Origin of the sequence: Pseudomonas fluorescens group sp., assembly GCF_020093335.1 — a bacterium.
Classification (GTDB): Bacteria; Pseudomonadota; Gammaproteobacteria; order Pseudomonadales; family Pseudomonadaceae; genus Aquipseudomonas; species Aquipseudomonas petroselini.
In genome coordinates this window covers 94,264-107,544 of the sequence record NZ_JAIOKW010000010.1, presented here as the reverse complement: position 1 = coordinate 107,544, position 13,281 = coordinate 94,264, and the positions used below count along the sequence as shown (strand labels likewise).

Annotated in this window: 11 protein-coding genes; 4 read left to right on the top strand and 7 right to left on the bottom strand. The window is 50.7% G+C overall.

The features are described 5' to 3' along the window. Positions 1-132 precede the first annotated feature (132 nt). The gene (locus K7431_RS13740; RefSeq protein ID WP_003187522.1) at positions 133-354 is read right to left on the bottom strand and encodes a hypothetical protein; all 222 of its coding nucleotides are present in this window, start codon (positions 352-354) and stop codon (positions 133-135) included. 1,493 nt (positions 355-1,847) lie between these two features. Here K7431_RS13740 and K7431_RS13735 point away from each other — a divergent pair. The 4 genes from K7431_RS13735 to K7431_RS13720 all read left to right on the top strand — a co-directional run bounded on the left by K7431_RS13735 (position 1,848) and on the right by K7431_RS13720 (position 7,741). After that, a complete protein-coding gene (locus K7431_RS13735; protein WP_043204625.1) occupies positions 1,848-3,104 on the top strand; it encodes an SIR2 family protein in 1,257 nt (418 codons plus the stop codon). Continuing rightward, positions 3,101-4,933: an ATP-binding protein gene (locus tag K7431_RS13730; RefSeq protein WP_012721609.1), complete on the top strand. Its 1,833-nt coding sequence runs from the start codon at positions 3,101-3,103 to the stop codon at positions 4,931-4,933. Before K7431_RS13735 ends, K7431_RS13730 begins: the two co-directional genes overlap by 4 nt. Before the next feature lie 2 nt (positions 4,934-4,935). Continuing rightward, positions 4,936-5,145, top strand: coding sequence for a KTSC domain-containing protein (locus tag K7431_RS13725; protein WP_052308610.1), 210 nt, complete (start codon positions 4,936-4,938; stop codon positions 5,143-5,145). A gap of 439 nt (positions 5,146-5,584) precedes the next feature. Continuing rightward, positions 5,585-7,741, top strand: coding sequence for a hypothetical protein (locus tag K7431_RS13720; protein ID WP_224265919.1), 2,157 nt, complete (start codon positions 5,585-5,587; stop codon positions 7,739-7,741). Positions 7,742-8,110: 369 nt separating this feature from the next. Here the strand turns inward: K7431_RS13720 and K7431_RS13715 are convergent, their stop codons facing one another. From K7431_RS13715 to K7431_RS13690, 6 genes are all read right to left on the bottom strand, one after another. Beyond that, entirely contained in the window at positions 8,111-8,320 is a 210-nt protein-coding gene (locus tag K7431_RS13715; RefSeq protein WP_224265918.1) for a hypothetical protein, read from the bottom strand. Between the two features lie 63 nt (positions 8,321-8,383). After that, the gene (locus tag K7431_RS13710) at positions 8,384-9,226 is read right to left on the bottom strand and encodes a hypothetical protein (RefSeq protein ID WP_012721611.1); all 843 of its coding nucleotides are present in this window, start codon (positions 9,224-9,226) and stop codon (positions 8,384-8,386) included. 98 nt (positions 9,227-9,324) lie between these two features. Beyond that, a complete protein-coding gene (locus K7431_RS13705) occupies positions 9,325-12,213 on the bottom strand; it encodes a DUF927 domain-containing protein (protein WP_012721612.1) in 2,889 nt (962 codons plus the stop codon). Beyond that, positions 12,210-12,482, bottom strand: a complete 273-nt coding sequence (locus tag K7431_RS13700; protein WP_012721613.1) for a DUF3077 domain-containing protein — start codon at positions 12,480-12,482, stop codon at positions 12,210-12,212. Before K7431_RS13700 ends, K7431_RS13705 begins: the two co-directional genes overlap by 4 nt. Then, positions 12,479-12,763: a hypothetical protein gene (locus tag K7431_RS13695; protein ID WP_012721614.1), complete on the bottom strand. Its 285-nt coding sequence runs from the start codon at positions 12,761-12,763 to the stop codon at positions 12,479-12,481. The genes K7431_RS13700 and K7431_RS13695 overlap by 4 nt, the downstream gene beginning before the upstream one ends. After that, positions 12,760-13,245 (bottom strand): hypothetical protein, encoded by a 486-nt coding sequence (locus tag K7431_RS13690; RefSeq protein WP_012721615.1) that lies wholly within the window; start codon positions 13,243-13,245, stop codon positions 12,760-12,762. Before K7431_RS13690 ends, K7431_RS13695 begins: the two co-directional genes overlap by 4 nt. Positions 13,246-13,281: the final 36 nt, after the last annotated feature.

Genomic DNA, 13,281 nt, shown 5'->3' with positions numbered 1-13,281 from the left:
GTTTTATGGCTAGTCAGTTAGGCATACACGTGGGCATACACGGCGCTTCCTTCTGGCCACTTTTTTCGTGGTATCCCCGTAAGGTAAAGCAACACCAAATGGTTACTGATGTGGTGCCTTCCAGCTGAGTCGTTACTTCTTCGTTCGACCTTCTGCCGCCAGTGAGGCGAGCGCAAGGGTGATGAATCCTGCATTTTCATCCAGGGTATCCAGTGCCCCTCGAATGTTCTGTGCCACTTCCGTAGATCCTCTTTGCTCAACCCAGTTTGACAGCTCCTCGATAGCTGCCCCCAGCGCCAGTTGGTTTTCATTCATGCGCTTGAGTAATGACGCAAGCAAAGGGGTGTCTTCCATGATGGTTTCTCGCCGTTTTGTCAGGTAGTCAATCTACCTCGAGCCAGTGGCATTGCATATCAGCTGTCCTCACCACCTTGTGATCAGAAATCATGCCGACTATCTTGATTCACTAGGGGCCAACAATGTGCTGTTGGACCAATTTGGAAAGACAGCACGAGCGCACACACCCAGCCCCCTCCAAAACTGGTGTAACTGGTGTTACGAGTGTAACGCCCTTCACCAAACGCCCGGTTTTATTGGCTTTCACGCCTGTTACACAGTTGAGCGGCATCGCGTACATCGGATGTAACGCTGCCCGTGCGTGTAACGCTAACGTCAGCAGCCAGGTGTCGTGGGCAGGCGCTTTGCGCTCCAGCCTACCAAGCGAATTTCGCCTGCTCCGCCTCTCGATGACAGGAAATCACGCTGGGGACCCTGAGAGGTTTCGCGTTACACGGGGCATGAAACCCGCGGGACTGAGTTAGTGGGAGGTGCTGGAAGTTACTGAAATTTCAATCGTTGAAATTGAAAGGATCTTGAAGAAAAAAGGGGATCCTTACCGGAACGGTAACGGTCCTCGGTTTTGTTCAGGATTGTGAACGGATGGCTTGGTCAACTCAGTCAACCGGTCAACTAACTTTGGAGCCCAGCCACTAACGAGATCCGGCGGGTTCTATGCCCCGTGTCTATCCGAAATTCCCAGGGTCCCCAGCGGCTTTCCGATTCATAGGGCAAATGCACTGGTGAACAGCAGTTCACCTGGTTCACCTGTTCACTAAGCTGGGCACCTTTCCGCTGACACGATCACGCGGGTTTCCTACCCCGTGTCTCACGAATGCCTCCAGGGGCCCCGGCGACTTTTCGGCGAGCCATTTTGAGCTACTTCGCTAAAAGCCATGTATTAGCTTGCCTGTAACCAATCATGCCTTACCATCGCCCGAGGGCGGCACATAGCACACGCTCAATCGCTTGGCGGCCTAAGCGCCTCGCCACGTTTAAGTCACCAACGCGACCGAGTTCCCTCGCTGGGGGGGCCGTTCTTAGGGGGCTAGGGGTCGTACCACCTCAAAACCATGTTACGGATGTTACTCGCGTTATAGTCATTCATAAGCATATGAATTAAAACAATATATTCTATGTTACACATGCGTTTTTCATTAACGTATAGCTGTGTTACATGGCCAGTAGTTGTTACCGCAACAATTGCTTTGTGAGGATCGGTTTATCTTGAGTATGCGAGGACGCCGGCTTTGCCGTGAGGGGCTTTGCTGGTCATAAGCAGGCATTCCGGAGGCATATTTGTAGGCTGTAGGCCAAAATTGCAGCCCTTTGTGAGTGTGAGTCACTCGGCTCAAAAATGGGAAGTCTAGCCCGAGCTATTCTAGTGCTCATGACGCGTTCTAGATGTACGGAGGGCGCACGTACTGTACTCTGGCGTCTGGGAGGCGATTGTCGAATGAAGAGATCCTGTTAAAGGATTTCGTCGGCAACGCTTACAGGGGGGGTGAACGATGGAAACGTTCCATAATCCAGATCGGTTTATGTCCGATTTACGGCAAGTGCTGTCGCAGGGAAGAAAGCGGATTGGGATTCTTGTTGGCGCAGGAGCGCCCTTGGCAATTCGCGTCAACGATAAAAATGAGTTAGATCCTAATGGAACGTCGCTGATCCCTGGTGTCGAGGCACTAACGGAGCAGGCAACTTCTGGTCTAACCACAATTCAGACGACAGCTGTCGAATCCATAAAAGAAAGTCTGGGAAGTAATGCTAATATCGAGTCCATTCTTTCTCGCATCCGGTTGCTGGAGCAGGCGCTGGGAAAGACTGTGGTACAGGGACTCGACTCTGACGGTTATAAAGAACTCGGGAAAGCAATATGTAAAAACATTGCTAATGTAGTTGGTGTTTTTTTGCCGAAAGAGCGCAATGCCTATTCCGACCTGATTGCATGGATTACGGGAACTGTCCGCACTAACTCCGTCGAAATATTTACTACAAACTATGACTTTCTTTTCGAAGAAGCGTTTGAAAGAGTCCGAAGCCCTTATTTCGATGGTTTTTCAGGTGGCAGCAAGCCTTTCTTCGATCCGGTTTCCGTGGCAGGGGACGACTTACCTGCTCGCTGGGCAAAACTATGGAAGATGCATGGATCCCTTGGCTGGGCTTTGGAAGATGGAGCTGTTGTTCGAGGACATGGACGGGAAGCTGCCGAGTTGGTTTATCCAGACCACTTAAAATATGATTTGACCCAAAAACAGCCTTATTCTGCTCTGTTTGAGAGGCTTAAAAGATTTTTGCTGACGCCAGATTCGTTGCTACTGACAATTGGGTTTTCCTTCAGAGATGCCCATATCTGCGCCATTCTTGATGAGAGTTTGGCTATGAATGCCAATACTGCTGTCTTGGCTTTTCAATACCAGACACTCATAAAAGAAGAGCCTGCCGTTAAATTAGCTAGTGATAGACCTAACCTAAGTGTCTACGCAGCTGATGGTGCTGTGATAGGTGGCGTTCCAGGAAAGTGGCGTCCGGGTGAACTTCCCAAGAATTGGGGAAGTATACGTGAGAGCTTTTGGGCATCGAGATGGCCGAAAGAGCCTGCTCTGTTTCTGTTGGGAGACTTTGCTGCGTTCGCAAGGTTCTGCGCTTTGGCTCAGGCTAATGATTTAATTGCACAATCTTTGAAAAGAGACGAACCAGAAAAACTTGAGGGTGAAGTAGATAACAGCGGTAGTAGTGATATCGAAGTAGAGGGTGGTCAGAAATGAGCGATAATGATCCTACCTACTTAGGTGTTGTTAATGCCGTTTCCGGTGCCACTCTTACCGTAAAACTTGCAGAGTCCTTAGACTCCGGCTTTGCCGTCATCCGTGGTCATACATATCGGGTTGGCCAAGTAGGAAGTTTCGTCCGAATTCCTCAAGGCTATCAGGACTTATTTGGTATTGTTTCTGAGGTGGGCGCTACTGCAGCTCCCACGCAGTCAGATATTTCAGGTGCCAACTCAGGAAGATGGATGACGGTTCAGCTTGCAGGTGAAACAGTCGGTGGACAATTTGAAAGAGGACTGAGCCAACATCCTAATATAAATGATTCAGTGCACCTTGTCATTGAGTCAGATCTAAGACGAATATACGGATCGGTTGGTGAGGATCAAGTGGTCATCGGTCATCTTGCCAGCGCTGAAAATATTGAGGTGCGACTATCATTAGACGCTCTTGTGACTCGGCACTCCGCGATACTTGGATCAACAGGGGCGGGTAAATCCACAACGGTTGCAAGCCTCCTGCGTTCCATAATCCGGAAAGGTGAAACACTGGGTTCTCCAGGCGCTCGTATCCTCATGCTTGATATTCATGGTGAATACACTAAAGCGCTAGAGGATGTGGCTACTGTTTTTAGTGCAACACCTAGCCAAGGCCAAGAGTCGCTCTTCGTTCCTTATTGGGCCTTGGAGGCTGGGGAACTTTTAGATTTCATCACGGGAGGGTTGTCTGATGCCCACGAAATCGCCTTCACGGATAAAATTGCCGAGCTAAAAGACAAGGGTATTAAAGCACAACCAAGAGCGGGTATTGATTCGAGAACATTGACCGTAGATAGTCCTGTTCCGTTTAGTTTAAAACAACTTTGGTATGAGTTGATCGATTTTGAGACGACAACCTATCTCGGTGTAAATCGTGATGAGCCTGCCCTAGAGGAATTGGGCGACGCAGAAACGCTGGTTGCGCCTAAATACCAAGTTCACGCGATGGGGGCTAAGGGACCCTTTACCAATACAGCGGCTAAAGGTATACGTAGACCATTGAATTTACTTCGTTCCCGTTTGCTCGATCGACGCTATGACTTTCTCCTACATCCCGGAGACTGGGAACCCGAACTTGCGGGAACAGTAAAAAATGATCTCGACAAGCTGCTGGAAGGCTGGCTTGGTCATGATAAACAGATAACAATATTAGACTTGTCCGGTGTTCCGAGCGCGGTTCTAACAAGACTCATCGGCTCTATTCTACGTATTGTTTACGAAGCTCTTTTTTGGAGCCGAGAAAAATCAGAAGGGGGAATAGAGCGTCCTCTCTTAATCGTTATGGAGGAGGCTCATCGCTATTTGGGTCCAGATGCTGGGACCGTCGCTTCTGAAGTGGTAAAGCGTATTGCGAAGGAAGGGCGAAAATATGGTGTCGGCGCTATGGTTGTTTCCCAGCGGCCCGCAGAAGTCGATGAGACAGTTTTATCCCAATGTGGAACAATTATCGCGCTTCGGCTTTCAAATCCTGTAGATCGCGCTCGTGTGAAAGGAAGTTTGCCAGACAACCTTGCCGGTCTGATGGACCTCCTGCCGGTTTTGCGAACAGGTGAAGCAATAATCACTGGGGAAGCTGCTCGACTTCCCGTTCGCTGTCGCATTGCCTTGCCGCGCCAAGAGCATCTACCCAGAAGCAACGATCCTAAGGTGACTGAAGCTTGGGCTAGGCGGCGTTCAGCGGAAGGGTACGACCGCGTGGTGGCCTCTTGGCGCAGTCAGCAAACTAATGCTGTTGTCCGAAAACTTGAAATAACCCGCTCACCAATCGACAACGACCCTGAGGAGGGCTGAAAATGAACCGTGATGCCGTGTCTTCGTCAAATATCATATCTGTCGGCTACGACTCTGGGAGTGAAACCTTAGAGATCGAGTTTAAGGATGGCGCTGTTTATCAATACTATAATGTGAGCGAGCACCTTTATGAGCAATTCAAAGCATCTTCTTCTAAAGGGCAGTTTTTTCATATATATATAAAAAATGCAGTTCCTTTCTCAAGAGTTTGATACGCGCGATCTGACTGCAGGGAGTGCGGTCAGATCCGTTGTAATATCCTGTTTAATTAGATTTATGACTATTTGTGCGTAAGATAAGTGCGTGTTGAGATAGGCTCTAAAAATCTTCTATCTCACATTTTTTACCTGAAGAGCTTCTGCCGGAACACAGCTGAACATTGGCAGCACTGATTTACAAAGCGGTAGCAAATAAGTCGCTCAGAGTACTTATGCACGGATGACGGTGCTTGAGAGTGCCGAAGTGCCGAAGTAACGTTGAGAGCTGAACTGATCATGTCAAAAATTTATACTGGTTTATATTTTATTGGCTTCATTGAGAGATGTGGAAAGCTCAGGTCTAAACGTGCGCGAGTCGGTTATGTGGCGGAAAGTTTATACGGGCTTCGAAAGTTTGTCGGTGTGGTAACTAATTTTGACAAAGGACTATCAAGTGAGCACGATTGAGTACTATTTAGTTATACCTATAGAAGAAGATAACACATTTTTTCAGGGCCATAATCGTGGTGTGACGCAGCCAGAAGTTTTTAATCTAATAGCTGCGATCTGTAGTTCGCCTAATGATACGGGTGAAATATATATAAGCCACGCCGATCTAGTTAAGAGTAGATCTTTGGGTTCGAATAAAAATATCAGTGCTGTTGGTAGTCAGTTTGTTTCTAAATTTCCAGAAATTATTAATTCGAAAGTCGCGGTTATTTTTTGCGCAGAATGCAATGTTTCTGAAGTTTCTTCGCTTCAATGGAAAGAGGGAGTTAAGGTAATAATTGTTTCGACGATTGAAGCAGATGGTGTTATATCTATAAATGATGAAGAATATAATTCTGTTCACTTTCTGGATAAGGAACTTGATCAGTTCATTAGGGGGGAGTTAACGAGAAATGGGCAAAGTCTTGATGATTTGAGACCCTTAAGGGATCCTTATGATGAAACTGCCCCAGTCCCAATTTATGGCTCTGGAGTTACCTTGTCAAATGATTGTATTTTTTCAAGTTTAGGTTTTACTTTTGGTTCTGAAAATAGTGTCAAGCCAGATGAGCCGGAAACTTACTATAACGCCATCTACGAAAGCGTTGATGCGCTACTTGGTATAATAAATGGTGACGGCAAGCTTCGACAGGAAATGATATTGTATTCGCCATCAATTATGGTGCCTTATTACAATACAAATCAGCACTTTTGGAATCAAGTATTCAGGGACCTTAAAAGAAGGTGGACACGAGAATTTATAAAAAATGGGTTAATAAGGAATCCTCATTACTCAGGAGTTAGTATTGACAAAAGTCTACTTTTAGAAAATGATGATCCGTTTGATGAACCTGCTTTTGCTGCCATTTTACAAGAGCGACAGTCAGAATTATTGGCCACGAATTTATTTGTTGCTAGTATGGCCTCGGCTTACTGCTCGCCAGTCATTCGACTTCCGAATGCCTTAAATCTGCATCTTCCACAGCTGAAAGATTTGGAGCTTACAATCCAAAGAAGCGACTTGAAGTCGCAAGCGCAGCTACAGCTTAAGTTTAAGGCATTATCAGACCAGTTTAAGATGGAGATCGGAGCCAAACTCGGTTCGCTGATTTCAGAAAAATGTCAGAGTGCAAAGATTTGTAGTGACGTTCCTATCGAGTGGGTTTACTTAGATAAGCTTCCTTTGATGATTAGTCATGAAGTCTCCAAGATTCCTATGACACCAGGAAATTTACTTGGTCAGTTTTGTATGCTGGGCGACGGGATTACTATACCGGAGTCCGCCCTCAAAGATATTCTCGTGATTCGCTCCTTTGAAAATCACGATAAAATAAAAAAAATGTTAGAGACTGCAATTGGTCTGTTTGAGGTTGAACCTCGTCTAAATATAAAGTTTGTTGATGTGAAAAATATTCATGAAGTAATATCAGCACTCAATGCATACGCAGGCGCGGTTGTTGTCTTCGATTGTCATGGGGGGCACGATGGCGAAAATAAGCCTGGGTTTTTGAGGATTGGTAGAGAAAAATTAGATGTTTGGTCACTTTTTGGCGTAGCCAGGATTCCCCCAATTGTCTTATTAAGCGCTTGTTCGACCTCTGCAATCGGAGGATCGCATGCATCGCCTGCTAATGGTTTTTTACGTTGTGGCGCATTGAGTGTGATCGGCACTTTTCTGCCTGTAGATGCTGTTAAATCATCTGCCTTTATGGCGAGAATTATTTATCGAATACATTCATTTTTACCTGCTGTAAGGTCTTTAAATTACGAAGCTATTAGCTGGCGCGCATTTATTAGTGGCTTTTTGAAAATGTCTTATTCGACAGACGTGCTAAAATTTTTTCAAGAGAAAAAACTCATTGATCACAAAGCTTATTATGATACTCACTTAGCAGCCAATAAAGACATTAGTCTTATGGAGCCGAACTGGTATGAGAATTTGCTGGCCTCTGTGGCAGGTGTCTCTAAGAAGACACCGGATGAGCTTGTTATATTAATAAAGGAAAATAATCCTCTATTTGAAACGATGTTGTATTGTCAGTTGGGGCGCCCCGAGCTTATTACTATTATTGTGGATAAAAATAAAACTAGTACAGGGCTATCGAGTTCTTCTACAAAATAAAAAGTTCTAGCCGTTACGCTGCTCTAGTTGATAAATTATGTGTTGTTGGGAGTGCTTATGCATTTAGTGTGTCGTCGCACCCCTAAAAATACATTGGCGTTGTCTGATCACGTAGTAACCTTAGATAAGTTTGTCACCATTAGGCGTATAAGGAGGTTGGATAGTCTAGTTTTTATGTGATTGCATGCTGGTTTTTTAATGCTGTCGCTTTTGGGGCGTGATATAGAGTTGTGTTCGAAGGGCTGTTTCAACACTATGGGTCGAAAGCAGACAAAGTCTGTTATAGACCATAAGCAAGAAAGGTCTGACCCCTTGCGTATGAGGAAAGGAACTAACGGAGCGGAAGCTGCTTAAGCTTCCGCTTCCTCATCACCTGCTCTTTCTTTTGAGTCGAAGGTCAATGAAATCAAGCTCTGCTTTGATTGCATCAATCGTGAGCGTCTCAACTTTAGTTTCTATGATTCCTCTTGCGTTGAGCTTTTTCATTCCGGCCATACCGACAATTATCCCGTTCAAATGCAGCTTTCGGGCCTCTAGGTAATCCGGCATCTGAGCACTGTTCTGTGGTGGTTTATTCATGGTTAGACCGATGGTTGGCCCGAAGCAGCCGACCCTCGCCGGTTGCTTCGGGGATGGTTCAGGTTAGGCCGCCAATAGGTCAAGTAGGCTGTGTTGATGTGAGCGAGTCGCGAGTTCTCGCCAGGTCCAGCTTCCGAAGTGCCCGCCTTGCTCAGGGATATCAAGCTTCATCAACGCAACTGGCTCTCGGTTAATCAGATTGCGTGCTGCCCACAACTTGCCGCCGGTTTCCAGCAGCGCTTTCGCGGCCTCGTTCCACTTTTCTTCTAACACCGTGTTTGCCAGATGAGCCGCTTTGTTCTCGATCTTGGCGCGTTCTTTTTGTGCCTCTGTTATGTGCAGATCAATCGTCACCAACTCTTGTTCCAGGGCGTGGATGAGCATTTGTTGACGGCGATGATGCTCAACCGCAGCCGTGAGGTTTTTTGCTGCCTTTTGAGCTGCTGCATTAGCGGCTTTCTCGCCCTCCACATCGCCCCAGGCGACAGCCTGCGCATAAGCAGTGGCAGCGTCCGTTTCAGCTTGTCGAGCCTTTGCCATGTCTTCATGAGCGCTCTGGCGGACCTGCTGTAACCGGGTCTCGATGCTGGTGCGCTTCTCGTTGAGTTCCATCTCGTCTGCTTTCCAGTTCGCCATATCGCTGAGATAGCCGGCAGCCAAGCTCTCGCGGTTTGCCAATGTTTCAAGGCGATCAATCTTCTGGTTCAGTGTGTTGATCTCCAGATTTCGCGAGTCGATGCGTCTTTTGTGATCGTTGATTTCATCTTGCACTGCCCGTTGACGGCCCTGCTGGATAACCTCCGGGCTTTCCAGCGCTTCTTCGAAGGGCGCCAGGTCGCGCTGTATGCTCTCTATTTCGAGGGTCAGTGTGTCGCGGCGGTCTTTCAGTTCTTGGATAGTGTTCATCTGTATTGTCTCTGTGTACTGCGGTTGATTGGGATGATTGTCGAACGGCTGGCGAGGCCGGTAATAAGCCGGCGCTACCTCGATCAGCAGGCATGCCGTCAGGCAGCCCCGGCCTCGCTCTCTTCCGTGCCCGGAATCGTCTTCACGATGTAGCAGCGTTGCTGACCCAGACCGGGTAACCGAACCAGACTCGACGCCTTGCCGTCGCTGGACGGTTCCAGCACGCCTCGTTGCAGCAGCTCCTTGTTCACTGCACTGATGTTCATGCCCTTGAAGATTTCGGCCCTCCAGGCTTCCGGCAGTACGTAGTAGGTGTTGGTGGTGTGCAGTGCATCGCCCATGCCGTGTTCCATCGTCTTGCGAAAGCCCAGTCGATCAATCGTGCGTGGTCCGTGCTCATCGATCTTGGCGGCGGCAGATTCCCAGCGGGTAAAGCGGCTTTCTCCGAACCGTTCGATGACCTGGTGTAACCGCGCTAAGATCGCATCCCCTTCAAAGTTACCGGCGCCGCCGCGTTCGGCCAGCCACGCATGCAGACACACCCGAGCGGCGGTCGTGGCTGTGCCATCCGGCCAGCCGGTAACTCCAAAGGCGGTAGCCAACTCTCCGGCGGCGGCGGCGAGGCCGAAGCGAAGGGCGGCACGCTGCGCCTGACCACTGGCCGAGGCGGGTAGGTTTTGGGTGATGAACTGTTCCACCGTGCGGCGCACGATCACTGTCCACCTGAGCATTTCCCCAGGCGCACACAGTGCGTGCAGGAAAGCGGTGAGGGGCGTGCCGTAGTATTTGGCTACACGGGCCTTGAGCGCGTCGGAAAGGGCGGCAGCGTCCTCAAAACCATTCAGCACATCGAACATGCCTAGGCCTTTGCTCGCATCCGCAGGCACGGCGAGCATGCGCACCTCCATACCGGCTTTCAGCTCCTTGTTTGCATCCGCCATGTGCTGCGCCAACGTCTTCTCTCCTGTCGAGAGAAACAGCAAGCGCCACTCCTGCACCTGTCGGCCCGCTTGTCCTCGATCATTCGCCCGGGCCTTACCGGTGCCATTGCCGAGCATGTAGACCGTCTCTCCGATAATGCGCGGGTCACACATACCGATTTCATCCAGCACCAGGAGACCGTCTGAGTGGGCTGCGGCGATGGACTCCAGGGCGTTATCTGTCGAACGCCACGAACGCACTAGGCGCGGCCCGCCATAAACCGAGGCGGCAACTTGTAGGTGAGTGGTCTTGCCACCGGAGCTGTCGCCGTAGAGGTGGAAGCCGCCAGACTCATGCCCAAGCATGTTCAACAGAGGCCCCGCAAAGGCCACAGAGACGACAAACGCTAAGCGGTGATTACCAACGCAAAGCGCGCCGATTTGCTGCTGCCATTGCTCCAGAGAACCCGCTTCGCTGATTGGTGGCAACTGCGCACCGGCTTCATAAAAATGCAGGTGTTCGGCGTGCGAGCCAATCTGTTGTTCGGGCAAGAGGAAAGCATTGTCGTGCCAGCCCAAGCGCGTCACCAAGCGTGCGCGCTGGGCACTGTCGAAGCCGCCGAGATAGCTTTGTAAGTCGTTGCGGGCATTGCGCCCTGATCGGCTTCCCGCAAGGCGCAAACCCATATCTACCAGTGGACCGAGTACGTCCTTGCCAAAGTCGCCGGTCATGGTTCGGGCTGGAATGTTCCAACGTTTTTTAGCGCCGTCCGGGTCATCGAATTCGACCAACAAGCCCCAGTTGTGGCCCTTGTCGTCGCGAGTGCGAGCGATGATTTCCAGAGGCGAACACACGGGGCGTGCCTCACCATCATCGCCGGAATAAAACACCCCTTCAGCGGTCAGGCGAAAGCCGCCCGGCAACAGATCATTTTTCGATTTCGCGGGGCGTTTGGCGGGCGCCTTGGCCTTCTGTTCTTGGGGTTCAGTTGGCTCAGCAACACTGCCGAAAAGCTCCCCGTTGCGCACCAACTCGGCGACGTGGCCTGCGGTCCAGCCTTTGGCTAATGCGTCTGCAGCATCGTCGCCGTCAGCCCATTTTCCACCTTTGACGAGTGTCGGCTTGCCGCCTTTGCTGCTGGGCTTGAGCTTAAACGCGTCGAGCGAGATTCGTTGTACCGAAGCGGCGCCCAGCTCAATCAACTTGAGTTCGATGGCGTCCATGCAGGTCTTGCCGCTGGAATCGTTATCCGGCCACAGCACCACCGTGCGCCCTTTGAGTGGCGTAAGATCTGCCTTGTGCCAAGAGTTGGAGCCGTTCGGCCAGCAGGTGGCGACGTAGTCGGGCATCAGTTCAGCCGCGGCGTCAGCGGCCTTTTCGCCCTCACAAAGAACCACGGGTGCGTCGACGCGCTGTGCCAGCTCATTCAGGTGCAGCAGTGGCCGAGGTCCCGCCAAGCCTTGCCAGCGCCATTGTTCGGTTTGCCCATCGGAGCGCTTGCACCAGGTCAGCGGTGCAAAGACCTTCCTCAGTTTGCCGTCTTCATCTGGGCCCAGGTCGAAGCGATACAGCGCCATGACTGGCTGGCCCTGAGCATCGCGATAGATCCACACCTTGGACGGAACACCGTGTTGCCGGTGCTTGGCAGGACACTTGTTCATGGCCTCGACCGGGATCGGCTGAATCGCGATCCACTCCGGTGTTGCGTTCTTGGTCGGTGCGCTTTTGGTTGTCGCTGAACCTGCGGAAACGCTGAGCAGATCCGCCAGCTTTTTGCAGGCTTCAACGTCGGTGCCGCCGTCGATGTAGCGCACCAGGTCGATCAGGTCGCCGCCCTTATCGCCAGTAGCAAAATCCGCCCAGGTGCCTTTGCTCAAATTGATCTTGAGCGAGCCAGCGCGCTTGTCTGAACGCGTCGGATTAGGTGCGGTGTATTCCTTGCCGCCATCAACGAGTTTGCCGTTCGGCAGCCAGTGAGCAAGCACACGGTCGATGTTCTTCAGTGCGGCACTTTTTACGTCGGCAAAGCTCGGACGTTTTGAGGTGTTGCCGGTGCGCTGAGTCATGGCGCTGTACTCGCTGCGTAGAGAGCATCGTTCACGTCATCGATCAGCGCTTTTGACACCTCGCCCAGGTAGAACGCCGGCCAACTGAACCGCTCGCCTTTGTCACTCATGGCGGCATCGAGGGTCAGTTGATTGGCGTAGTACTGAAACAGCGATATGGCCTCAAGTGCGTCCTCGATCGGCACGCCTGCATTCACTCGGAATAGTTTCTGATGAGTGTCGTTAGCACAGGAGAACTCGGCACGCCCGAGAGTAGTGGCAGTGTTCACAAGGCACCGCCTTTCTGGACCATTGGCACAGAGGAGGCGTCACCGTACAAGGCGAGTGTTTTGATCAAGCCCAAGGTGCCGCGCACGTCCCAAATAACGGATGACAGCACGCGGTTGGAGAGTACGGGTTTATCGCCGTCTAAATGATCTTCCAGCAGCATCAGAACTGAATCGGCACGGTCGAGGGCGCAGGTGATAGCGTCGATGGGAATACCGGCTTCAGCATCCTGGCTGACGCAGAGCAGATCCTCGGGAAGTGAGAAGCCTGGGAGCATGCTCATTGGGCACCCCCTGCGGCTTCCAAGGCTCGCGCTTTGGACATATGGGCGTTGTAACGGGAGAGACGTGTAGCGAGGCTGGAGTTGGCGTGTAAAGCGGCGAGAGCCATTGCTCGATGAGCAGCGGCGCGAATTTTGGACGGATTGAGGGCGTGTTTCATCTGTGTAGCTCCTTGATTTGAGGAGCTGCCACGTTCGTTACCAAGCGAATGGGTGGCAGCTGTGCGCAGGTTGGTAAACCGGGAATCAAGGAACCCGGCAGGCACGAATGCCTCCCACGCACAGCCGCCATAACACGTAACTGCGGGCACAAAAAAAGCGCCTGCAATCGTAATGGGGGCGCTGTTGCGCCTTGATTTCGTCGGGTTACCAAGCCCGGTCGCTGAATTTGCAGCGACAGCCAGAGAGTAGCGCCCGTTTTTTGAAAGTGCAACTGTGCAGATGGCTTGCGGATTTTTTTGATGCGGCATAAATTGATCATGCATGTAGATTTACCTCAACGCCTCCGGTTGCCGCCGGGG

Coding starts and splice junctions, on each gene's coding strand:
- K7431_RS13725 (WP_052308610.1), top strand. CDS start 4,936: ATGAACCGTGATGCCGTGTCTTCGTCAAATATCATATCTGTCGGCTAC.
- K7431_RS13730 (WP_012721609.1), top strand. CDS start 3,101: ATGAGCGATAATGATCCTACCTACTTAGGTGTTGTTAATGCCGTTTCC.
- K7431_RS13735 (WP_043204625.1), top strand. CDS start 1,848: ATGGAAACGTTCCATAATCCAGATCGGTTTATGTCCGATTTACGGCAA.
- K7431_RS13710 (WP_012721611.1), bottom strand. CDS start 9,226: ATGAACACTATCCAAGAACTGAAAGACCGCCGCGACACACTGACCCTC.
- K7431_RS13690 (WP_012721615.1), bottom strand. CDS start 13,245: ATGCATGATCAATTTATGCCGCATCAAAAAAATCCGCAAGCCATCTGC.
- K7431_RS13705 (WP_012721612.1), bottom strand. CDS start 12,213: ATGACTCAGCGCACCGGCAACACCTCAAAACGTCCGAGCTTTGCCGAC.
- K7431_RS13695 (WP_012721614.1), bottom strand. CDS start 12,763: ATGAGCATGCTCCCAGGCTTCTCACTTCCCGAGGATCTGCTCTGCGTC.
- K7431_RS13715 (WP_224265918.1), bottom strand. CDS start 8,320: ATGAATAAACCACCACAGAACAGTGCTCAGATGCCGGATTACCTAGAG.
- K7431_RS13740 (WP_003187522.1), bottom strand. CDS start 354: ATGGAAGACACCCCTTTGCTTGCGTCATTACTCAAGCGCATGAATGAA.